The following is a 21,654-nucleotide window of genomic DNA, read 5'->3' as shown; positions in this document are numbered from 1 at the left end:
TGAAATACAATGGATATAGAAACCGCCCGCGAATATTGCCTCAGTAAAAAGGCTGCGACCGAAGACACTCCTTTCGGTGAGGATTTCCTCGTTATCCGAGTTATGGGGAAGATGTTTTTATGTATAAACCTCAATACCCCCGACCGCATCACCATGAAATGCGACCCGGAATACACGCTGGAATTGCGTGACCGCTATAACGCCATCGAAGGCGCCTGGCACTTCAATAAAAAGTACTGGAACCAAGTGTTCCTGGACAGTGACGCAGATGACAAGCTGATAAGACATCTGATAGACCACTCTTACGAAGAAGTAATAAAGAAATTCACTAAAAAAACGCGCAATGAGTATGAAGCCCTGCCCTGAAACATTCCCTTATCCGCTGATAGCGTTGGACGAGACAGACTCAACCAACCGATACATCAGCCAGTTGTGTAATGAGCTGCAAGAATCCGTTGCCGAGCTGACCACGGTTACAGCCGAGTTTCAAAGTGCCGGCAAAGGCCAGCGTGGCAATACCTGGGAAGCGGACAAAGGAAAGAATCTGCTTTTCAGTTTTGTCCTCTATCCTACTTTTCTGGAAGCACGCCGCCAGTTTATCCTGTCGCAAATCGTTTCCCTCTCCATTAAGGAGGAGCTGGACAGATGGTCGGACGAGATTACGATAAAGTGGCCGAATGATATTTACTGGAGAGATAAGAAGATATGCGGTATACTGATAGAGAATGACCTCTCCGGACACTTCATCGGACGCAGCATCTCCGGCATCGGAATCAATATCAATCAGGATGAATTTCACAGCGATGCTCCCAACCCGGTATCCCTGAAGCAGATTACCGGTCAGGAGCACGACCGCTATGAGATTCTATCGCATATCCTGAAACGGGTGCAAATCTACTACAACAGTTTGCAAACGGAAGACGGCAGTACTTATACCGCCGAAATAGCCGCCCGCTATGCCCGCTCCTTATTCCGCCGCAGAGGCTTTCACCCTTATGAAGATGCCGACGGCAGGTTTTCCGCCCGCCTGCTGCGCGTGGAGCAAGACGGACGTTTTGTTCTGGAAGACGAGAACGGCAAGGAACGGGAGTATTTATTCAAAGAGGTGCAATACATCGTCTGATTAAACAAATTGGCAAACATTATCTTTGTAAAACACGTTTTGTATGGAATTAATATATAAACTCATGAAGATACAAGTCTTAATCGTAGCCGTCATATCAAGTTTCATTTTATATGGTTGCGAAGATAATGAAGCCGACTATTTGGAACTCTCCGAATCGTCATTCGGCAATGTCAGTGGTGACGGGGCTACACTGACTGTCAATATCACAAGCGACGTAGAGTGGCAAGTGTCCAAAACAGCGCAATGGTGCAGCATCACTCCCGGCAAAGGCTCCGGAAATCAGACGCTGACCCTGCAAATAGAAGCCAACCCCGACAGTAAAGAAAGGAAAGTTACAGTAACAGTCGCGTCGCCGTCCATCCAAGTGAGCAGAAAGATAGAAATCACTCAAGCGGCAGGATATACCCCCATAGAACAGTATCACTATAAACTGCCTGTGGTTTTTCATGTTCTCTATCACGACAAGTCCGACCCTGAACAGTACGTCAGACAAAGTCGCTTATCCGAGATATTGAACACGGTAAACCGGCTGTATAAAAACAGCACGCAAAGTGTAGACATGAACCTGACCTTTACACTCGCCACCGTTAATCCTGACGGAGAAGCGATGGAACAGCCGGGAGTGGAATACATTGCATGGCCAGATAGCGACCCGATAGATTGCGATGCCTTTATGAACGATGATATAAGCGAAGCAACTGGAAAAGGCTATGTAAGATATTTATGGGATCCCAACAGATATATCAATATAATGGTCTACAACTTCGCCAATGACCCCAACAGCAATACGACAACATTGGGGATATCACATCTGCCTTTCACCGTGAAAGGAGCCAATAGCCTGGCAGGTCTCAGTGAAATCAATGCATCCCATTTAGAATTGGAGAACTTATCCTTTCCCTATTGCGTATCCATCAACAGCCTGTTCATTAATGAAGAAAGTACGGGAAACACATACAATACGGCGGACATAACCGTTACATTGGCGCATGAATTGGGGCATTACTTAGGATTGCACCATGTATTCTCCGAAACGGAAAACGAAAACAGTTGTGAAGATACCGACTATTGCGCAGATACCCCCACCTATAACAAAAAAGCATACGATATGGATTGCGCATACATCGAGGTGAATGACCCGGATAACTTCACATTCGCCAATTTGGTGAACCGCGAGAATTGCCTGACAGGCGAATCCTTTGTCTCATACAACATCATGGATTATGCAATCAGCTATTCCGACCGTTTTACTCCCGAACAGCGGGCGCGTATTCGTCATGTCTTGCTATACAGTCCTCTGATACCGGGGCCAAAAGCCGGTCAGGAAGCAGGCACGCGCTCTGCGCCAAGCGGACTCATGAAGTTACCAATCCGTACCGCCAAATAGGGATTGCGATAAAAAGAAAAAAGGAGATGAACAATCATTTGTTCATCTCCTTTTCCAATATCTTTATCCGTTCCAATGTTTTTCCCGCTTCCGTAGAAGGAAACAACTGAAGAACTTTCTGCAAATAGTTCTTAGCCTTATCATACCCGTTAGCGAACACATCCGATAACCCGTTACGGTAACTGGCATATTGCATCCGTGTGGGAGAAACAATTTTCTTATAGTTATCTTCCAGCGTCTTCTTCTTTCGCTCGGCTTGCAGGTAGTAATAATTACCTAAAAAGATATTTGCCTGAAGATTATCTGCATCCAAAGCCAACACCGTCTCATAGAGTTTCAAGGCATCTTTCGCCTCGCCACGCATCATCTGCATCTCCGCACAGGCTACAAGGCCGGGAACATCTTCCGGATAATACTGCAACCATTCCTTATAAAAAAGGTATGCTTTGTCATAATTCCGCTTATCCTTGTAATAAGCAGCCAGTTCGCGTACCAGACGAGGAGCCACCGCACTGTTCTTCTCAATGCGGGTCCAATAAAACATCTCCGTCTGCTCCGCTCCCATGCCTGCGGCCTGACGGAACAAACTCACGGCATAATCATCCTTACCGGCTGATAAGGCATCGGATACTTTCTGCAACAACACATCTGCCGATTGTGCCAAAAGTGACATCGGGCACAGCAAGAGCCCAAAGAAAAGTAAAGTTAAGGTCTTCATTTTTTAAGTCTATATAGTTTAACAGCCCGAAATCGCTCATAGAGAGTCACCTACAAATTTACAAACTTCCCCGCCAATCATCAATAGATAAAAGTAGAAATATAGTTAATCTTTCCCACTATTTTTGCTTTTCTGCGTACCTTTGCCCCCCCATTAAACAAAATATCGCGAATGAACCCCATAGACAGACAGATATTACAGATAGCCTTACCTTCCATCGTATCGAATATCACCGTGCCTTTGCTCGGACTAATCGATGTGGCTATCGTGGGGCATCTGGGTGCTCCCGCCTATATCGGCGCCATTGCGGTAGGCGGTATGCTGTTCAATATCATTTATTGGATATTCGGCTTTCTGCGTATGGGAACCAGCGGCATGACATCACAGGCTTATGGTAAACGGGATTTCCCCGAAATTGTTCGGCTGCTGATACGTTCCGTAGGTATAGGGCTGGCTGTGGCTCTTTGCCTTATCCTGCTGCAAGTGCCTATCAGGCAAGCGGCCTTCCTCATTATCCACCCCACGGAAGAAGTCAGGGAAATGGCGACGCTCTATTTCCACATCTGCATATGGGGCGCTCCTGCCATGTTAGGATTATACGGGCTCTCCGGATGGTATATCGGCATGCAGAACTCGCGCATTCCCATGTACATAGCCATTACACAGAACATCGTGAACATCATCGCCAGCCTCAGCTTTGTCTATTTCTTCAATATGAAGGTAGAAGGCGTAGCCTTGGGGACGCTGATCGCCCAATACGCGGGCTTCTTCATGGGACTCATACTGTGGATGAACCGTTACGGTAAACTGAAAAAGCACATCGTTTGGAAAGGGGTATTGCAAAAAGAAGCAATGGTACGCTTTTTCCAGGTGAACCGCGACATATTCCTACGTACGCTCTGTCTTGTAGCCGTCACGTTATTCTTCACCTCGGCAGGCGCTTCGCAAGGTGAAATTATACTGGCGGTAAATACATTGCTGATGCAGCTCTTCACCCTTTTCTCTTACGTAATGGACGGCTTCGCCTATGCGGGAGAGGCACTGAGCGGACGATACATAGGCGCCCGCAACCGGGAAGCATTTACAAACACCGCCCGTCACCTGTTTATGTGGGGCGGTTGGATGGCCATACTCTTTACATTGGTTTACGCGTTGGGGGGGAATGCTTTTCTGGGACTGCTGACCGATGACCGAAACGTGATAACCGCCGCCGATACCTATTTCTATTGGGCGCTTGCCATCCCCGTTGCCGGAATCGCCGCCTTTATTTGGGACGGTATCTTTATCGGCGCTACCGCCACCCGCGGGATGCTCGCATCTATGGCAGTGGCGGCCGTCTGCTTCTTTGCCGCATTTTACGGGTTCCGCCCGGCTTTAGGCAACCATGCCTTATGGCTTGCTTTTCTTATCTACCTCTCCATACGGGGAGCTATGCAGACCTTGCTCAGCCGAAAGATTATCAAAGAAAACTTCAGCTAAAGCCGTTACGCATACCCGCAAAGAAATTACTTCTCCTCCAACAGCAGGAAACTGTCCAGCCTGCCAAAGAGCATCCTCGCCCAATGATTAGACAATGCATAAAACCACATCATAGGAATGAAACAGAAGAAGAAACGCTTGGCGGAGTAAGCCAGAACATTCTGGATGGAGTCCCATTTATAATCAATCTGATAAAGAACCATCACATAAAAGGCCAGAGAGATGACAACCATCGCCAGCAAAGCCAGATTATCTTTCCTCTTGAGTAAGAACCAGCCGTTTGCGAGCAATGATAGGGAGAACGCCATAACAGTCCAGCCGAAGAACTGCGTATCTTTATAATAGGCTTTCATAAACGCCCAAATAATACCGGCTTTCTCCGCATCCCAATAAGGACGGAATATGACGATATTTTCGGCATAAAAACCGCTCACCCACGAAAAGACCGCCCACAAAAGCGCGGGAAACAGCGCAGCGGCAACAGGCAGCAAATCTTTCCAATGCCTGTTCCTGAGCACATCCGCAAAAACAACCGCCAAGGCCGCACCGATAAAGACTATCCCTTCCGAACGCGTCCATATATTTACGGCAAGCAGCAAGGAGCCGAGGTACAAATCTTTCCGTTCCCTGCACTTCAGCCATAAAGCAATATAAATAATGCCCGACGAAGCAGTAGCGGCATGAATGACATTAGTGGCCGACAACGACGAAAACGCAATCATCTCCGGAGTAATCAGCACGAAGAAAGTGGCGACAGCCGCACCCGTAGGTCCTGTCACGCGCTGCATGCTGCCGTAGAAAGCTATCAGCAGGGATAAATACATCAATGCCGGAACAAGCTTGGACGTTTCCGCTCCCAAAAGATAGACAAAAGCATAACTCAACTGAACCATCGGAGCATACGTCATGTAACTGCCCGCATCGTGGATGTGCGGCATATAGCTCTGCTGAAAGATGCTCAAGTTCCTGAAAGTATGTTCCTGTGCCATGACATAACCAATGGTATCAAATCCCGCCAGACTATCCCTGTCGAACGTAGGGAAATACATGCACTTGGTAAAGTTCATATACTCGAAGTACGCAATAAGCACGATAAAGAAGCACCAGACAAGGTTACAGTTCGAAGTATCGATACGGACAGCCTTCTTATAGTACATCATCACCCCGTCCCTGCGCTTGTACAGAAACGACAGTAACAGAAGCAGTATCAACACTCCCCCAAGCATAACGCTGGCAGTTATCAGTTTTATTTTAAGCAGGTTGATGATGAGCATCATCATTGTTTGCAGTCCGATTCCCACCGGAAAGGCAAGACCTATCTTTTCGCTCCACGTAAACTTCACGGAGATGCAGTTGACGGCAAGAAAGCCTATTGCAATAACGAGAATTATTCCTAATACAAGCATAAGCTACTGTTTTTTCGGTTGGACAACCGGTAATACGGCGTGTTGAATCTCCGGATCGACTTGATAAGGAAGCCTGTCTTTACCTTCTCCGTTCACTATGGCTACGTGGGTTATCCTATCCGCATACCTGCTTTCTTCCAATTCACTTTCCAATATGAGCAGGCGGGGGTACAGGAAACGGGTCGCGTAAAGCTTATTGCCGATTTCCCGCTTAAACGGACTGCCTTTCTTCAGGAAAGCCTCCTGAGAGGGATAAAGAATGACCGCATTCTCCGGCGTGGCCTGCTTTATGAAAAGAAGATAATCGTAGTCAACTCCCAGCTTCATCTTCATTTTCTCTTCAAAAGTAAGCTCGGGATGTTTCTTTATCGTCGCCATATTCTCTTTCAGCAGGCTGCTGTATACCCAACGATAAGCCGGCTGTTTCGTCAATGTATATTTAACGAGGAGCAAAGCAAGAACCATGAACAGCACATTCCTTGCAAGCCACACGGCGTACACGGCAAAAGTTTTCCTTTGCTTCTCCTGTTTCCCTTCCTTAGTCGTTTTCTCAGATTGCATACCCGGTATTTACTTTTCGTTAAACCTATATTTCAGCAATATGCCGATAGCTTCCACTCCATCATGCCATTTTATCTTTTTCCCCTCTTGCCTGGAGCGCGGATAATAGCGTATCGGAACTTCCTTTATCTTATATCCCCTTCTGAGAACCTTGGCCGTCACCTCCGGGCAGAACCCGAACCTGTCGCAGACAAGCGGTATGGACTTCAGCAAAGAAGCGTCAAACATCTTGTAACAAGTAGGCTCGTCCGTTATCTTCCGGGAGAAAAGCAGGCTTGTGACAAAAGACACCAGCCGCCCGCCCCAATAAAAGGTACGATATATCGGCTTATTGTCACCACCCAACAGCCTGGAGCCATATACAACCCTATATTCTCCCGACAGAATAGGCTCCAGCAAAACCCGGTAGTCGTCCGGGTCATATTCCAAATCGGCATCTTGTATGATTATGACGTCACCGGTGGAGCACGCTATTCCCTGACGCACCGCATATCCCTTCCCCCGGTTTGCCGGCAGCCTGAGATACCGAATGCAGGCATCCGCATACTGCGCTTGGGCTTTCTCCACCTCCCGCTCCGTATCGTCGGCGGAGCAATCGTCAATCACCCATATCTCTTTTTCCACAGCGGCAGGAAGCTCCGCGCCTATAACCTTTTCCAAAACCCTGAAGATGGTTCCGGCCTCATTATAAGCAGGTATTATTACGGAGAGTTTCTTTACTGATTTCTTCATCTTTATCGATTAGGATATTATCCCTTCAGGCCGCGTCCCCAAAGAGCCCATAAGGTAATCGTCCGCAAAGTAATGAAATTTTGATTAGAAAGTCACGATAAGCGCCATTAATATTTATTCGCAAATAAATGCAAGCAAAAACAAATCGTTCGTGTTATCTTTGCTCGAAAAAGAACAAGATGCCCGATACCGTACCCAATCCCGAAAATACGCTGCACATCAAGAACATGGTCTGCAACCGTTGCATCATGGTGGTGAGAAACCAGCTTGAGCAATTGGGACTCCACCCCCTTTCGGTGGAACTGGGCATCACCGTCCTGCCCGACACCGTTACCGACGAGGTATATCAGAGCGTAAAAGCCTCGCTTGAGCCTTTCGGATTCGAACTGATTGACGATAAGAAGTCCCAGACAACAGAGCGGATAAAAGACGCCATCATCGAATTAGTGCATTACAACGACAACGATTTGAAGGTCAACCTGTCCGATTATCTGGCAGCCAAACTGCATCGGGAGTACAGCGCGCTAAGCAAACTGTTCTCGGAAGTCACCGATACCACTATCGAGAAGTATCTCATCGCGCAGAAGATAGAGCGCGCCAAAGAACTGCTGGTATACGGAGAACTATCCCTGAACGAAATAGCCGACAAGCTGAACTATTCGAGCGCAGCCTATCTCAGCTCCCAATTCAAGAGCGTCACCGGGTTGACACCCAGTTATTTCAAGAAGATAAAAGCAAACAAGCGCAAACCGCTTGACGAGGTATAGGCGTAATCTTGTAAATCATATCCCGAATTTTACAATTCCCAAGCAACTTCCCTGCCGTATCTTTGTTCCATATAAAAGTTTGGAACGTGAGATAAATAAGTTCCCAACCCGTGGTACCGGAAATACCAACGGTTGGTACCGGCAGTTTCAAGCGTTGGTACTGAAGATTCCAACCGTTGGTATCAGGCGTACCAACCGTTGGTATTTCCGGTTTCAGCCGTTGGTACTGAAAGTTCCACACCAAGAGCTAACAATTTAGATACAACATTATGGCAAACAAAAGCATTGTTCAAGAAACTTTCCCCGTGTTGGGAATGAGTTGCGCCTCATGCTCGGCAAGAGTGGAGAAGACGTTAAACCATCAGTCCGGCGTCCAAAAAGCGACTGTAAACTACGCTTCGGCAATGGCGACCGTGGAATATGACACCCGGGATTGCTCTCCCGAAGCCCTGCAACAGGCAGTGCAGAATGCCGGATACGACTTGCTGATAAAACAGGATGAGGATACGCCGGATGAGTTGGAACAGGCACACGACAAAAAATATCGCGCGCTGAAATTCCGTACCACATGGGCCATCGTCTTGTCCGTACCCATTATGGTTATCGGCATGTTCTTTATGGACATGCCGTACGCCAATCTCATTATGTGGCTGCTCTCCACTCCCGTCGTATTCTGGTTGGGAAGAAGTTTCTTTACCAGCGCATGGAAGCAACTGAAACATGGCACGGCCAATATGGATACGTTGGTAGCCAACAGTACCGGGATTGCTTACCTTTTCAGCCTGTTCAACATGCTGTTCCCCGGGTTTTGGCTGGAAAGGGGTATTCATCCGCACGTCTATTTCGAAGCGGCGAGTGTCATCATTGCCTTTATCCTGCTGGGACGGCTGCTGGAAGAAAAGGCAAAAGGAAACACTTCCTCCGCCATCAAGAAACTTATGGGACTGCAACCCAAAACGGTAACCGTCATTGACGGTTCCTCGTCGGAGAAGATTGTCCCGATTGGACAGATTCGTCCGGGAGACATTATTTTAGTGAAACCGGGAGAGCGGATCGCCGTAGACGGCACCGTCACGGAAGGCAGCTCTTATGTGGACGAAAGCATGTTGAGCGGTGAGCCGGTGGCGGTAGCCAAACAAAAGGACGCAAAAGTCTTTGCCGGCACTATCAATCAGAAAGGAAGTTTCCGGTTCAGCGCGGAGAAAGTAGGGACAGATACGCTGTTGGCAAAAATCATCCACATGGTGCAGGACGCGCAAGGCAGTAAAGCCCCCGTCCAGCAATTGGTAGATAAGATTGCGGGTATCTTCGTACCGGTTATTATCGGCATTGCCGTGCTCTCCTTCATCGCATGGATGTTGCTGGACGGACAGAGCGGATTCACACACGGACTGCTGGCATTGGTTACGGTACTTATCATCGCCTGCCCATGCGCCCTGGGACTTGCCACACCTACCGCCATCATGGTAGGCATCGGCAAAGGCGCGGAACGGGGCATTCTGATAAAAGACGCCGAAAGTCTGGAAACCGCCAAGAAGATTGATACGGTGGTACTGGACAAGACCGGAACCGTAACCGAAGGGAAGCCGGTAGTCGGCGATTTGATTTGGGAAACGCAGACGGCGGAGACCGGAAACATCTTTTACAGCCTGGAAAAGTTATCGGAACATCCGCTTGCCGAAGCGGTAGTCCGCCATTTACAAGATGCCCGAAGCGTAAGCATCGGTAATTTTGAAAGTATCACCGGCAGGGGCGTAAAAGGCGAGTCGAACGGAAAAGCCTATTATGCCGGCAACCGGAAACTGCTGGAAGAGAACCGGATTGCCGTCAGCCGGTCGCTAAGCGACGAAGCCGCCCGTCTGACAGCGGACACGCAGACCGTTATCTGGTTTGCCGACAGCGAAAACGCGCTTGCCATAGCCGGGATTACAGACCAAATCAAACCGACCTCCATACAGGCCGTCAGCGAATTGCAAGCCGCCGGCATCGAAGTCTGCATGCTGACGGGTGACAACGAAGCCACCGCACGGGAGATTGCACGCAAAGCGGGTATTCTTCATTATAAAGCGGGAGTATTGCCGCAGGATAAGGCCGCCTTTATCAGTGACCTGCAGAAAAACGGCAGGAAAGTGGCAATGGTAGGCGACGGCATCAACGACAGCGCAGCCCTGGCGCAAGCGGATTTAAGCATCGCCATGGGCGGCGGCAGCGACATCGCCATGGATGTAGCCAAGATGACCATCATCTCTTCCGACCTCACAAAGATACCGGAAGCGTTGAAGCTCTCCAGACTGACCGTGCGCACCATTCGTCAGAACCTGTTTTGGGCGTTCATTTATAATATAATAGGTGTACCCGTCGCAGCCGGCGTACTCTACCCCGTCAACGGCTTCCTGCTGAATCCCATGATAGCCGGCGCGGCCATGGCGTTCAGCAGCGTCAGCGTGGTAACCAACAGCTTGCGGCTGAAAAGGAAAAAGATAGAGAGTGCCGAAAGCCCTGCCATCGACCCGGCAGGACAACCGGACAATAAAGTAGAACCATCAACAGAAAAAATCATGAGAAAAGAATTTAAAGTGGAAGGCATGATGTGCAACCATTGCCGCATGCATGTGGAAAAAGCATTGAACAGCATGGAAGGCGTACACGCCACCGTAACCCTCAATCCGCCGGTGGCGACCGTGGAATTCCCGGAAGGCGAAAAGACACTCGACGAGCTGCAGGCCGCAGTAACCGCAAAAGCCGGTGACTATACGCTGAAAGAATAACTGAAAATTGTTTATAGCGATTGGCATTATTTTCCTATCTTTGCCGCTAAGCGAAATAAATTAATAAACTATGGCAACATACAAAAGAATCTTATTGAAACTCAGCGGCGAGAGCCTGATGGGAGAAAAGCAATACGGTATCGACGAGAAACGTCTGGCCGAATATGCAGCGCAGATTAAGGAAATCCATGAATTGGGCATACAAATCGGCATCGTTATCGGTGGCGGCAACATCTTCCGCGGGCTGAGCGGCACCAACAAAGGTTTCGACCGTGTAAAAGGCGACCAAATGGGTATGCTGGCAACCGTTATCAACAGCCTTGCGCTAAGCTCGGCACTGGTAGCGGCAGGCGTAAAAGCCCGTGTGCTGACAGCCGTCCGCATGGAACCTATCGGTGAATTCTACAACAAATGGAAAGCTATCGAGTGCATGGAAGCGGGCGAAGTGGTTATCATGTCTGCCGGAACGGGTAATCCGTTCTTCACGACAGACACCGGTTCCAGCCTCCGCGGCATCGAAATAGAAGCGGACGTCATGTTGAAAGGGACACGCGTCGACGGCATCTACACCGCCGACCCGGAAAAAGACCCTACGGCAACGAAGTTCCACGATATCACTTACGACGAAGTGCTGAAACGCGGCCTGAAAGTCATGGACCTTACGGCTACCTGCATGTGTAAGGAAAACAACCTGCCCATCATCGTTTTCGATATGGACACCGTAGGCAATCTGAAAAAAGTAATGCAAGGCGAAGAAATAGGAACGCTGGTACATAACTGATATCCATCCGCACCCATCCGCCGGTTTACATGACAGATACGGATTCAGATTTACACAGATTATCCGAATAAAATAATCTGTGTAAATCTGTGTAATCTGTCGTGAAACAATTATATTTGCAAAGTTTCAAATTAAAAGCTACTTCAAACAATAGAAATATGAAAGACGTAAAAGACATCTTAGACGAAGCACAAGAGAAAATGGATATGGCTGTAATGTACCTGGAAGAATCATTAGCCCATATCCGTGCCGGAAAAGCCGACGTTCGTTTGCTGGACGGAATCCGTGTCGATTCTTACGGAAGCATGGTGCCCATCAACAACGTAGCAGCCGTAACCACCCCGGATGCCCGCAGTATCGCTATCAAGCCGTGGGACAAGAGCATGTTCCGTGTCATTGAGAAAGCAATCATCGACTCCGACCTCGGCATCATGCCCGAAAACAACGGCGAAATCATCCGCATCGGTATTCCTCCGTTGACAGAGGAACGCCGTAAACAACTTGCCAAACAGTGTAAGAACGAAAGCGAAACCGCCAAAGTAAGTGTACGTAACGCACGCCGCGACGCTATCGACGCCTTTAAGAAATCTGTGAAAGAAGGATTGGCGGAAGACGCCCAAAAAGGCGGCGAGGAAAAGCTGCAAAAGATTCACGACAAGTATATCAAGCAGATTGACGATATGCTGGCGGCGAAGGACAAAGAGATTATGACAGTATAAATATAGTTGAAAGTTGAAAGTTGAGAGTTGAGAGTTACCGTGCGGCATGACCGTTCCAACGACTCCCGGCACTCAACTTTCAGCTTTCGGCTCTCAACTTTCAACTATTTTGAGGGGACTGATAATTAAAAATACAGGGAGTTGGTATCTGGTAAAGACCGACGAAGGAACATACGTTGAATGTAAAATCAAAGGTAACTTCCGTCTGAAAGGTATCCGTAGCACCAATCCGGTGGCGGTAGGCGACTACGTGCAAATCATATTGAACCAGGAAGGCACGGCTTTCATCAATGAAATCGAAGACCGGAAGAATTACATCATCCGACGTTCGTCCAACTTGTCCAAACAATCTCATATCCTTGCCGCCAACCTCGACCAGTGCATGCTGGTGGTAACAGTGAATTATCCGGAAACCTCCACTACATTCATCGACCGCTTTTTGGCATCAGCCGAGGCATACCGAGTACCCGTCAATATCATATTCAATAAGACAGACGCTTACGATGAAGACGAGCTTCGCTATCTGGACGGGCTTATCAATCTTTACACCACTATCGGTTACCCTTGTTTCAAGGTGTCCGCCAAAACCGGTGAAGGCGTCGACACCATAAAAGAAGAGCTTAAAGGGAGAATAACTCTCTTCTCCGGACATTCCGGAGTAGGCAAATCCACCCTTATCAATGCTATCCTGCCTGAACTGGATATCAAGACCGGCGCTATCTCCACCTACCACAACAAAGGTATGCACACCACCACTTTCTCCGAAATGTTTCCCGTGCCGGGTGACGGCTACATCATCGACACACCGGGCATCAAAGGTTTTGGAACATTCGACATGGAAGAAGAAGAAATAGGACATTACTTTCCGGAAATATTCAAAGTTTCCGCCGGCTGCCGCTATAACAACTGTACCCACCGCCATGAACCGGGTTGCGCCGTACGCGAAGCGGTAGAGCAACATTACATCAGCGAATCCCGCTATGCCTCTTACCTGAACATGCTGGAAGATAAGGAAGAAGGTAAATACAGGGCAGCCTATTAAGAAAGCGGTAAAGTGGCAGTCTTGCCCCTAACGCTCTACCGCTTTATTGCCTTATCACTTTTATTAACTTTTCTTGTTTTAAACTTTTTCGTACCTTTTCCGTCCAAATCTATGGCTAAATATACTACTAATACTACGACATGAATAAAAAAGTAAAATGGGGCATCATCCTATTCATTGGTGCCGGACTGATAGGCGGAGGTATTTATTCTCAACTTCCCAAGACAAACGAGGAATTGGCGGCTGCCGATAAAGTAATGACCGGTAAGCGTGGAGGCAAAAAGATTCTGAACGTAAACGCCAAAATAATAAAACCGCAACTGCTAAAAGACGAAATACAAATCAGCGGCAGTTTGCTGCCCGATGAAGAAGTAGACCTTTCATTCGAGACATCCGGCAAGATTATCGAAATCAACTTTGAAGAAGGCAGTTTCGTGAAGAAAGGGCAATTGCTCGCTAAAGTGAACGATCGTCCTCTTCAGGCGCAATTGCAAAGGCTGGTATCGCAGTTGAAGTTGGCGGAAGACCGCGTATTCCGTCAAAATGCCTTGCTGGAAAGAGATGCGGTCAGTAAGGAAGCGTACGAACAGGTAAAGACCGAACTGGCGACCTTGAATGCCGACATCGACCTGATAGAGTCCAATATTGCACAAACAGAACTTCGCGCTCCCTTTGACGGAGTTATCGGCCTGCGGCAGGTCAGCGTAGGAACATACGCTTCTCCCTCTACCATTGTAGCCAAACTCACCAAGCTCTCCCCCTTGAAAGTAGAGTTCGCAGTACCCGAACGATATGCCAATGACGTAAAAATCGGCGCAGGGCTGGACTTTACGCTCGAAGGAAAGCTGAACGCTTTCCATGCCACTGTTTACGCACGCGAATCAAAGATAGACCCCACTACCCATACACTGACCATCCGTGCGCTCTATCCCAACGCCAACAGCGCCGTACTGCCGGGACGCTACGCCAGTATCAAACTGAATAAGGACGAAATACAGAATGCGCTTGCCGTACCCTCCGAAGCCATCGTACCGGAAATGGGTAAGGATAAGATTTTCCTCTATAAGTCAGGAAAAGCACAGCCGACAGAGATTACCACCGGTATCCGGACGGAAGCCGAAGTGCAAGTATTGCAAGGTCTGAACGTAGGCGATACAATCATCACTTCAGGAACCCTGCAACTCCGCACAGGATTACCCGTGACATTAGACAACATTAACTAAGTATAAAGTATCAAGGATAAAATATGAGCTATGGCAGGTTTATGCCGGAAGCAGTAATTCATAATTCGTACCTTATACTTCATATTCATACCTTATACTTCTTATCATGAATATATCTGAATTAAGCATACGGAGACCGGTACTCTCCACCGTATTGACACTGATTATCCTGCTTTTCGGTTTCATCGGGTACAACTACCTCGGTGTCCGCGAGTATCCGTCAGTGGATAATCCTATTATCTCCGTATCCTGTTCCTATCCCGGAGCAAACGCCGACGTTATCGAAAATCAGATTACAGAACCGCTGGAACAGAATATCAACGGTATTCCGGGGATCCGTTCCCTCTCCAGCGTCAGCCAGCAGGGTTCATCACGTATTACGGTAGAGTTCGAGCTTTCCGTCGACTTGGAAACGGCCGCCAATGACGTACGTGACAAAGTTTCGCGCGCCCAGCGTTATTTACCCCGCGACTGCGACCCGCCAACCGTATCCAAAGCCGACGCGGATGCTACTCCTATCCTCATGGTGGCTTTGCAAAGCGACAAGCGTTCGTTGCTGGAACTTAGCGAGATAGCAGACCTCACGGTCAAAGAACAGTTACAAACCATTTCCGATGTAAGCAGCGTAAGCATTTGGGGAGAGAAACGTTATTCCATGCGTTTGTGGCTCGACCCCATTAAGATGTCCGGTTACGGTATCACTCCTATCGACGTAAAGAATGCGGTAGACAATGAGAATGTGGAACTTCCTTCGGGCAGTATCGAAGGAAATACCATCGAACTGACGATTCGCACGCTCGGCCTGATGCATACGGCAGAAGAATTCAATAACCTCATCCTGAAAGAAGACGGCAACCGTATCGTCCGGTTCAGCGACATAGGCCGCGCCGAACTTGGCCCGGCAGACATCAAAAGTTATATGAAGATGAACGGTGTGCCTATGGTGGGTATCGTAGTGATTCCGCAACCGGGCGCCAATCATATCCAGATTGCCGACGCCGTGTACGAACGTATGGAGAAGATGCAGAAAGACCTGCCGGAAGATGTGCATTACTCGTACGGTTTCGATAACACCAAATTCATCCGCGCCTCCATCAATGAAGTAAAGCAAACGGTGTACGAGGCGTTCATCCTCGTAATCATCATCATCTTCCTGTTCCTGCGCGACTGGCGTGTGACCCTCGTTCCCTGTATCGTAATTCCCGTCTCATTGATCGGAGCTTTCTTTGTGATGTACCTGGCAGGATTTTCCATCAACGTACTCTCCATGCTGGCCATTGTGCTTGCCGTGGGACTTGTGGTGGACGATGCCATTGTAATGACGGAGAATATCTATGTCCGTATTGAAAAGGGAATGCCCCCGAAAGAGGCAGGTATCGAAGGAGCCAAAGAAATCTTCTTTGCCGTAATCTCCACCACCATTACGCTGGTAGCGGTGTTTTTCCCTATCGTATTTATGGACGGTACGACAGGACGTCTGTTCCGTGAATTCAGTATCGTAGTATCCGGTTCGGTTATCATCTCCTCTTTTGCCGCGTTGACTTTTACACCGATGTTGGCTACCAAACTGTTGATAAAAAGAGAAAAGCAAAGCTGGTTCTATCGTAAAACCGAACCTTTCTTCGAAGGGATGAACAACGTTTACAGCCGCTCTTTGGCCGCTTTCCTGCGGAAACGCTGGATTGCACTGCCGTTCACGGCGTTAACCATTATCATTATCGGTTTTCTTTGGAACTATATCCCCGCGGAAATGTCACCGCTGGAAGACCGTTCGCAAATCAGCATCAATACGCGTGGTGCCGAAGGCGTCACCTACGAATATATCCGTGACTACACAGAAGATATCAACCAGCTGGTCGATTCTATCGTGCCCGATGCGGAAGCGGTGACCGCCCGTGTATCCAGCGGTAGCGGTAATGTGCGCATTACTTTGAAAGACATGCAGGACCGTAACTATACGCAAATGGAAGTAGCGGAAAAGCTATCGAAAGCGGTACAGAAAAAAACGATGGCCCGTTCTTTCGTGCAGCAGTCTTCCTCGTTCGGCGGACGACGCGGCGGCATGCCCGTACAGTACGTACTGCAAGCTACCAACATTGAGAAATTGCAAGAGGTACTTCCCAAGTTCATGGCGAAAGTATACGAGAATCCGGTGTTCCAAATGGCGGATGTGGACTTGAAGTTCAGTAAACCGGAAGCCCGTATCAACATCAATCGTGACAAAGCAAGTATCATGGGAGTCAGCACCCGTAACATTGCCCAAACACTGCAATACGGTTTAAGCGGCCAGCGTATGGGTTACTTCTATATGAACGGCAAGCAATACGAGATATTGGGAGAAATCAACCGTCAACAGCGTAACAAGCCTGCCGACCTGAAAGGCATTTATATCCGTAGCGACAAGGGGGATATGGTACAGCTCGACAACCTTATAGAACTGACAAACGGCATCGCTCCGCCTAAGTTGTATCGCTACAACCGTTTCGTATCCGCCACTATCTCCGCCGGGCTTGCCGACGGCAAGACTATCGGACAAGGTTTGGACGAAATGGACAAGATAGCTAAAGAAACATTGGACGACACTTTCCGCACCGCCCTCACCGGTGACTCAAAAGAGTACCGTGAGAGCTCTTCCAGTCTGATGTTCGCTTTCATTCTGGCAATCCTGCTTATCTACCTGATTCTGGCCGCCCAGTTCGAAAGTTTCAAAGACCCGCTGATTATCATGCTGACGGTGCCCCTTGCCATTGCCGGCGCACTGGTATTCATGTATTTCGGAGACATCACAATGAATATATTCAGCCAAATCGGTATCATCATGCTGATTGGTCTGGTGGCAAAGAACGGTATCCTTATCGTAGAGTTCGCCAATCAGAAGCAGGAAACCGGCGAGGACAAGATGCAAGCCATCAAAGATGCCGCTCTGCAACGCCTACGCCCCATCTTGATGACAAGCGCCTCTACCGTACTGGGACTGATACCGTTGGCATTCGCCACAGGTGAAGGATGTAACCAACGTATCGCCATGGGTACGGCCGTAGTAGGCGGTATGCTTGTGTCCACACTGCTCACGATGTATATCGTCCCCGCTATTTATAGTTATGTATCTACCAACCGAAGTAAACTAAAGAACGAATGAAACGTACGATTTTATCTTTCTTAATCATTCTGTGCGCCACGCTTGCCGTTCAGGCACAGCCCGCGCCTATCTATACCCTGAAGTCTTGTCTGGAACAGGGGCTGTTGAACAACTATTCCCTGCGTATCACCCGTAACGAACAGCAAGTAAGCAAGAACAACGCCACCCTTGCCAATGCCGGCTACCTGCCTACCCTAGACTTATCTGCCGGTTATAAAGGTACTTTGGATAATACCGAAACAAAGCTGCGCGCCACCGGTGAAACAACCAAAGAGAACGGTGTGTTCGACCAGACCGTCGATGCCGGCATTAACCTGAGCTGGACTATCTTCGACGGCTTCAATATCACCGCCAACTACCAGAAACTGAAAGAGCTGGAACGACAAGGCGAAACCAATACCCGTATCGCCATCGAAGATTTGATAGCCAATATTGCAGCCGAATATTACAATTATGTACAGCACACAATCCGCCTGAAGAACTTCCGCTATGCCGTATCGCTCTCCAAAGAACGTCTGCGTATCGTAGAGGAGCGTTATCATATCGGAAACTTCTCCCGCCTGGACTACCAGCAGGCTAAAGTAGACTTCAATGCCGACAGTGCGCAATACATGAAACAACAGGAGTTATTGCATACCTCACGCATCCAGCTGAACGAATTAATGGCACACGAAGATGTAGACCGCCCTTTCATCGTTGAAGACAGCCTCATCAATGTCAGCGCCAAACTGAATTTCGAGGAACTTTGGAACGCCACTCTCCAAGCCAATGCATCTTTACTGAAAGCTGAACAGAACAATACTTTGGCACGACTGGATTATAAAAAAGCCAGTTCCCGCGACTACCCGTACGTGAAGATGAATGGCGGCTACGGCTATACCCTCAACAAATATGATATTTCCGCCAACAGCCGTCGTAGCAACCTCGGACTGAACGTAGGCGTCACCGTAGGCTTCAATCTCTTTGACGGCAACCGTCGCCGCGAACTCCGGAATGCACGTATCGCAGTGCAAAACGCCCGTCTGGAACGGGAACAGTTGGAACAAGCCTTGCGCGCCGACCTGAGTAACCTGTGGCAAGCCTATCAGAACAACCTCCAAATGCTGAACCTGGAACGTCAGAACCTTGTTGCAGCCAAAGAAAACCATGAGATTGCCATGGAACGATATATGCTCGGTAACCTCTCCGGTATTGAAATGCGTGAAGCGCAAAAGAGCCTGCTGGATGCCGAAGAACGTATCTTATCGGCGGAATATGACACCAAACTATGCGAAATATCCTTGCTGCAAATCAGTGGAAGAGTGGAACAATATTTAGAGTAAATACATAAATCACAATATTTACTCTCTTAAAAACAAATATTACTATTCTCTCTTTAGAGTTTTCCCTACTTTTGTTCGCAAAGAAACTCAAAACTTCAATAGTATGAAACGAACATTTCTCTTCTGCGCATTGCTCGCCCTTCTCACCGGAGCCAATGCGCAGGAAACAACCGATTACAAGGAAAAACATCCCTACAAGGATTGGGTGAAGATAGCTCCCAAACTGGATGACGCTTTCTTCACCACTCCCGAAGCCATTCGCATTGCCGACAATGTACTGCTCTACCAACAAACGACCGGCGGCTGGCCCAAGAACATCTATATGCCCGCCGAACTGACGGCCGATGAGTATAAGAAAGCCCTCGCCGCGAAAGATAACGTCAACCAGAGTACCATCGACAATAATGCCACGAGTACGGAAATCCGTTACCTTTCCCGGGTTTATCTGGCCACCGATATAGAGAAATACAAAGAGGCCGCTTTAGAAGGTATACGTTACATACTGAAAGCGCAATACCCCAACGGCGGTTGGCCTCAATTCTGGCCGCGTCCCAAAGGCTATTATACCCACATCACCTACAACGACAACGCAATGGTAAACGTCATGAACCTGCTACGTGATGTTTACAACAAGAAAGCCCCGTACACCTATGTACCGGATACTCTTTGCCAACGCGCCCGTGCCGCATTCGACAAAGGTGTGGAGTGTATCCTTAATACTCAGGTGAAGCAAAACGGCAAACTGACAGTGTGGTGCGCCCAGCATGACGAACACACCCTCGCCCCCGCCAAGGCCCGTGCCTACGAACTTCCCTCACTCAGCGGGGCCGAATCGGACAACATCGTCCTACTGTTGATGTCCATCCCCGATCCGTCACCCGAAATCATCGCTTCCGTGGAAGCAGCCATCGCATGGTTCAAGGCAAACAAGATAACAGGTATCATGCGTGAGAATTTCACTAATAGCGAAGGCCAAAAAGACTACCGGATGATTCCATGCCCGCAGGACGATTATCCTTGTCCCGTACTTTGGGCGCGTTTCTACACTCTCGAAGACAACCGTCCTTTCTTCTGCGACCGAGACGGCGTGAAGAAGTACGATATCTCCGAGATAGGCTATGAACGCCGTAATGGATACAGCTGGTACAACAATGCCGGACTGAAAGTGCTGAAAAAGTACGAGCAGTGGAAAAAGCGGATAGGTAATTAAGCATACCTATCCCAACACCCATTTCGTATTCTTCCCGAAACAGCGATAAGCCATCGCTACCAGAAACCAGGATACACAGAATGCCACCACTGCCGCACAAGGTATCTGCAAAGGAATGGGAATATGGATAGCGCGCATCAGTACCACACTCGGTCCGGTAAAGAAATAATGTATCATATACACACCGAAACCGCAAAGAGTCAGATTGGCCAGCGCTCGTCTGACTCTTTCCGATTTAATATTTGCCCGTTTACACAGTACGAATACGGGAACAGTCATCATGACTACATTCAGCGAGCAATATGTAAAGTACAATTCCAGCATTTCATCCGTGAAGTCCGGTAACGAAGTCATGTGACAAAACCCCAGGAAGGTCACCGCATACCCCGCTACAAACATCGGTATACCGATAAATGCCAGTTGTCTTCCGCTCCAATCATGGTTACGCAAATAATGCCCCAGCAACAGGTAACCGTTGAAACCGGCAAAGTAGTACAACATTCCGAACGCATTCCACGAACAACCGCCCCAAAGATATTCCGATACGTACTCATTATAATAAGGTAGTAATAAAGTCACTCCCCACGCCGCAAGAAACCAGAGTTTGGCACGTTCCGACGCCTTTTCCACCCATGCCGAGAATATCGGCAAATATAAGTAAAGGCCGATCAGCAAGTATATGTACCACATATGTACGGCAAGCAGCGAGAAATTAAGGGGTATTTGAGCGATATATCCCATGCTCACTGCAAAAGATTGGCGCATGACATCCTCGCCCGAGTAAGGGAAGAAATCAAGAATGACTTCCGGGTTCAGCCCTAACAGTCCCGTTATCCAAGGAAAGAAATTATATATCAGCGACCAGATAATAAACGGGAAGAATACGCGGGGAATACGTTTCTTATAAAATACGGATGCTTCTCCACGTACCGGCAACAGCAACGCGCCGGTAATCATTACGAATAGCGGTACGCAGGGGCGAAGCACCGCGCCATAGGCGGCTCCCCAAAACTTAATACTTTCGATGTCGGGCGACGTACCCGGAAAGAAATTGAAAGGGTCTGCGCTGTGGCAGCAAACTACGGTAAACATAGCTACCAATCGGGCTACATCGAGCCATACAATGTGTTGTCCTGCTTTGGATTGTGTAAGTGTTTGTTCCATGTTATCAGATATTTGTGTTTGAAAGCGTAAAGATAGAAAATGTACCAAAATACAGCAGCCTTTTTCCATATATATTTTTGACAGGAAACTCATCAAACACAAACAGAGCC

Annotated in this window: 19 protein-coding genes; 14 read left to right on the top strand and 5 right to left on the bottom strand. The window is 48.3% G+C overall.

The features are described from left to right. The first annotated feature begins 9 nt into the window (after positions 1–9). The 3 genes from BUB52_RS00515 to BUB52_RS00505 are packed head-to-tail and all read left to right on the top strand — an operon-like array spanning position 10 to position 2,513. Positions 10–366: an MmcQ/YjbR family DNA-binding protein gene (locus BUB52_RS00515; protein ID WP_009122933.1), complete on the top strand. Its 357-nt coding sequence runs from the start codon at positions 10–12 to the stop codon at positions 364–366. After that, entirely contained in the window at positions 350–1,123 is a 774-nt protein-coding gene (locus BUB52_RS00510; protein WP_009122932.1) for a biotin--[acetyl-CoA-carboxylase] ligase, read from the top strand. The genes BUB52_RS00515 and BUB52_RS00510 overlap by 17 nt, the downstream gene beginning before the upstream one ends. A gap of 43 nt (positions 1,124–1,166) precedes the next feature. Then, positions 1,167–2,513 (top strand): zinc-dependent metalloproteinase lipoprotein, encoded by a 1,347-nt coding sequence (locus tag BUB52_RS00505; RefSeq protein WP_009122931.1) that lies wholly within the window; start codon positions 1,167–1,169, stop codon positions 2,511–2,513. A 34-nt stretch (positions 2,514–2,547) separates the two neighbouring features. Here BUB52_RS00505 and BUB52_RS00500 read toward each other — a convergent pair whose 3' ends face one another. Next, positions 2,548–3,231, bottom strand: coding sequence for a tetratricopeptide repeat protein (locus BUB52_RS00500; protein WP_009122930.1), 684 nt, complete (start codon positions 3,229–3,231; stop codon positions 2,548–2,550). A 171-nt stretch (positions 3,232–3,402) separates the two neighbouring features. Between BUB52_RS00500 and BUB52_RS00495 the strand changes: the two genes are divergently transcribed. After that, entirely contained in the window at positions 3,403–4,710 is a 1,308-nt protein-coding gene (locus BUB52_RS00495; RefSeq protein ID WP_009122929.1) for an MATE family efflux transporter, read from the top strand. Positions 4,711–4,736: 26 nt separating this feature from the next. Here BUB52_RS00495 and BUB52_RS00490 read toward each other — a convergent pair whose 3' ends face one another. From BUB52_RS00490 to BUB52_RS00480, 3 genes are read right to left on the bottom strand one after another with little or no spacing between them, the layout of a single operon-like run. Beyond that, a complete protein-coding gene (locus BUB52_RS00490) occupies positions 4,737–6,116 on the bottom strand; it encodes a glycosyltransferase family 39 protein (RefSeq protein WP_009122928.1) in 1,380 nt (459 codons plus the stop codon). Positions 6,117–6,119: 3 nt separating this feature from the next. Beyond that, a complete protein-coding gene (locus tag BUB52_RS00485) occupies positions 6,120–6,677 on the bottom strand; it encodes a hypothetical protein (protein WP_009122927.1) in 558 nt (185 codons plus the stop codon). 9 nt (positions 6,678–6,686) lie between these two features. Next, positions 6,687–7,409 (bottom strand): glycosyltransferase family 2 protein, encoded by a 723-nt coding sequence (locus BUB52_RS00480; RefSeq protein WP_009122926.1) that lies wholly within the window; start codon positions 7,407–7,409, stop codon positions 6,687–6,689. A gap of 179 nt (positions 7,410–7,588) precedes the next feature. On the opposite strand from BUB52_RS00480, the gene BUB52_RS00475 reads away from it, so the two are divergent. The 10 genes from BUB52_RS00475 to pelA all read left to right on the top strand — a co-directional run bounded on the left by BUB52_RS00475 (position 7,589) and on the right by pelA (position 20,380). Further along, positions 7,589–8,176 (top strand): helix-turn-helix domain-containing protein, encoded by a 588-nt coding sequence (locus BUB52_RS00475; protein WP_009122925.1) that lies wholly within the window; start codon positions 7,589–7,591, stop codon positions 8,174–8,176. A gap of 79 nt (positions 8,177–8,255) precedes the next feature. Further along, positions 8,256–8,435: a hypothetical protein gene (locus tag BUB52_RS15525; RefSeq protein WP_118468850.1), complete on the top strand. Its 180-nt coding sequence runs from the start codon at positions 8,256–8,258 to the stop codon at positions 8,433–8,435. A gap of 10 nt (positions 8,436–8,445) precedes the next feature. After that, the gene (locus BUB52_RS00470; protein ID WP_009122923.1) at positions 8,446–10,944 is read left to right on the top strand and encodes a heavy metal translocating P-type ATPase; all 2,499 of its coding nucleotides are present in this window, start codon (positions 8,446–8,448) and stop codon (positions 10,942–10,944) included. 70 nt (positions 10,945–11,014) lie between these two features. Beyond that, entirely contained in the window at positions 11,015–11,725 is a 711-nt protein-coding gene (gene pyrH / locus BUB52_RS00465; protein ID WP_009122922.1) for a UMP kinase, read from the top strand. Between the two features lie 158 nt (positions 11,726–11,883). Beyond that, positions 11,884–12,444 (top strand): ribosome recycling factor, encoded by a 561-nt coding sequence (gene frr, locus BUB52_RS00460; RefSeq protein ID WP_009122921.1) that lies wholly within the window; start codon positions 11,884–11,886, stop codon positions 12,442–12,444. A 109-nt stretch (positions 12,445–12,553) separates the two neighbouring features. Next, positions 12,554–13,486 (top strand): ribosome small subunit-dependent GTPase A, encoded by a 933-nt coding sequence (gene rsgA / locus BUB52_RS00455; RefSeq protein WP_039951148.1) that lies wholly within the window; start codon positions 12,554–12,556, stop codon positions 13,484–13,486. A gap of 140 nt (positions 13,487–13,626) precedes the next feature. After that, positions 13,627–14,709, top strand: coding sequence for an efflux RND transporter periplasmic adaptor subunit (locus tag BUB52_RS00450; protein ID WP_009122919.1), 1,083 nt, complete (start codon positions 13,627–13,629; stop codon positions 14,707–14,709). A gap of 106 nt (positions 14,710–14,815) precedes the next feature. Then, positions 14,816–17,848, top strand: a complete 3,033-nt coding sequence (locus tag BUB52_RS00445) for an efflux RND transporter permease subunit (protein ID WP_009122918.1) — start codon at positions 14,816–14,818, stop codon at positions 17,846–17,848. Then, the gene (locus BUB52_RS00440; protein ID WP_009122917.1) at positions 17,845–19,170 is read left to right on the top strand and encodes a TolC family protein; all 1,326 of its coding nucleotides are present in this window, start codon (positions 17,845–17,847) and stop codon (positions 19,168–19,170) included. Before BUB52_RS00445 ends, BUB52_RS00440 begins: the two co-directional genes overlap by 4 nt. 103 nt (positions 19,171–19,273) lie before the next feature. Beyond that, entirely contained in the window at positions 19,274–20,380 is a 1,107-nt protein-coding gene (gene pelA / locus BUB52_RS00435) for a pectate lyase (RefSeq protein ID WP_009122916.1), read from the top strand. A 6-nt stretch (positions 20,381–20,386) separates the two neighbouring features. Here pelA and BUB52_RS00430 read toward each other — a convergent pair whose 3' ends face one another. Then, positions 20,387–21,544, bottom strand: coding sequence for an acyltransferase (locus BUB52_RS00430; RefSeq protein ID WP_009122915.1), 1,158 nt, complete (start codon positions 21,542–21,544; stop codon positions 20,387–20,389). Positions 21,545–21,654 lie beyond the last annotated feature (110 nt).

The organism is Bacteroides clarus YIT 12056, assembly GCF_900129655.1.
In the GTDB taxonomy this organism is placed as follows: domain Bacteria; phylum Bacteroidota; class Bacteroidia; order Bacteroidales; family Bacteroidaceae; genus Bacteroides; species Bacteroides clarus.
This window is presented reverse-complemented; position numbering and strand designations above follow the sequence as displayed.

Coding starts and splice junctions, on each gene's coding strand:
- BUB52_RS00515 (WP_009122933.1), top strand. CDS start 10: ATGGATATAGAAACCGCCCGCGAATATTGCCTCAGTAAAAAGGCTGCG.
- BUB52_RS00510 (WP_009122932.1), top strand. CDS start 350: ATGAAGCCCTGCCCTGAAACATTCCCTTATCCGCTGATAGCGTTGGAC.
- BUB52_RS00505 (WP_009122931.1), top strand. CDS start 1,167: ATGGAATTAATATATAAACTCATGAAGATACAAGTCTTAATCGTAGCC.
- BUB52_RS00500 (WP_009122930.1), bottom strand. CDS start 3,231: ATGAAGACCTTAACTTTACTTTTCTTTGGGCTCTTGCTGTGCCCGATG.
- BUB52_RS00495 (WP_009122929.1), top strand. CDS start 3,403: ATGAACCCCATAGACAGACAGATATTACAGATAGCCTTACCTTCCATC.
- BUB52_RS00490 (WP_009122928.1), bottom strand. CDS start 6,116: ATGCTTGTATTAGGAATAATTCTCGTTATTGCAATAGGCTTTCTTGCC.
- BUB52_RS00485 (WP_009122927.1), bottom strand. CDS start 6,677: ATGCAATCTGAGAAAACGACTAAGGAAGGGAAACAGGAGAAGCAAAGG.
- BUB52_RS00480 (WP_009122926.1), bottom strand. CDS start 7,409: ATGAAGAAATCAGTAAAGAAACTCTCCGTAATAATACCTGCTTATAAT.
- BUB52_RS00475 (WP_009122925.1), top strand. CDS start 7,589: ATGCCCGATACCGTACCCAATCCCGAAAATACGCTGCACATCAAGAAC.
- BUB52_RS00470 (WP_009122923.1), top strand. CDS start 8,446: ATGGCAAACAAAAGCATTGTTCAAGAAACTTTCCCCGTGTTGGGAATG.
- pyrH (WP_009122922.1), top strand. CDS start 11,015: ATGGCAACATACAAAAGAATCTTATTGAAACTCAGCGGCGAGAGCCTG.
- frr (WP_009122921.1), top strand. CDS start 11,884: ATGAAAGACGTAAAAGACATCTTAGACGAAGCACAAGAGAAAATGGAT.
- BUB52_RS00450 (WP_009122919.1), top strand. CDS start 13,627: ATGAATAAAAAAGTAAAATGGGGCATCATCCTATTCATTGGTGCCGGA.
- BUB52_RS00445 (WP_009122918.1), top strand. CDS start 14,816: ATGAATATATCTGAATTAAGCATACGGAGACCGGTACTCTCCACCGTA.
- BUB52_RS00440 (WP_009122917.1), top strand. CDS start 17,845: ATGAAACGTACGATTTTATCTTTCTTAATCATTCTGTGCGCCACGCTT.
- pelA (WP_009122916.1), top strand. CDS start 19,274: ATGAAACGAACATTTCTCTTCTGCGCATTGCTCGCCCTTCTCACCGGA.
- BUB52_RS00430 (WP_009122915.1), bottom strand. CDS start 21,544: ATGGAACAAACACTTACACAATCCAAAGCAGGACAACACATTGTATGG.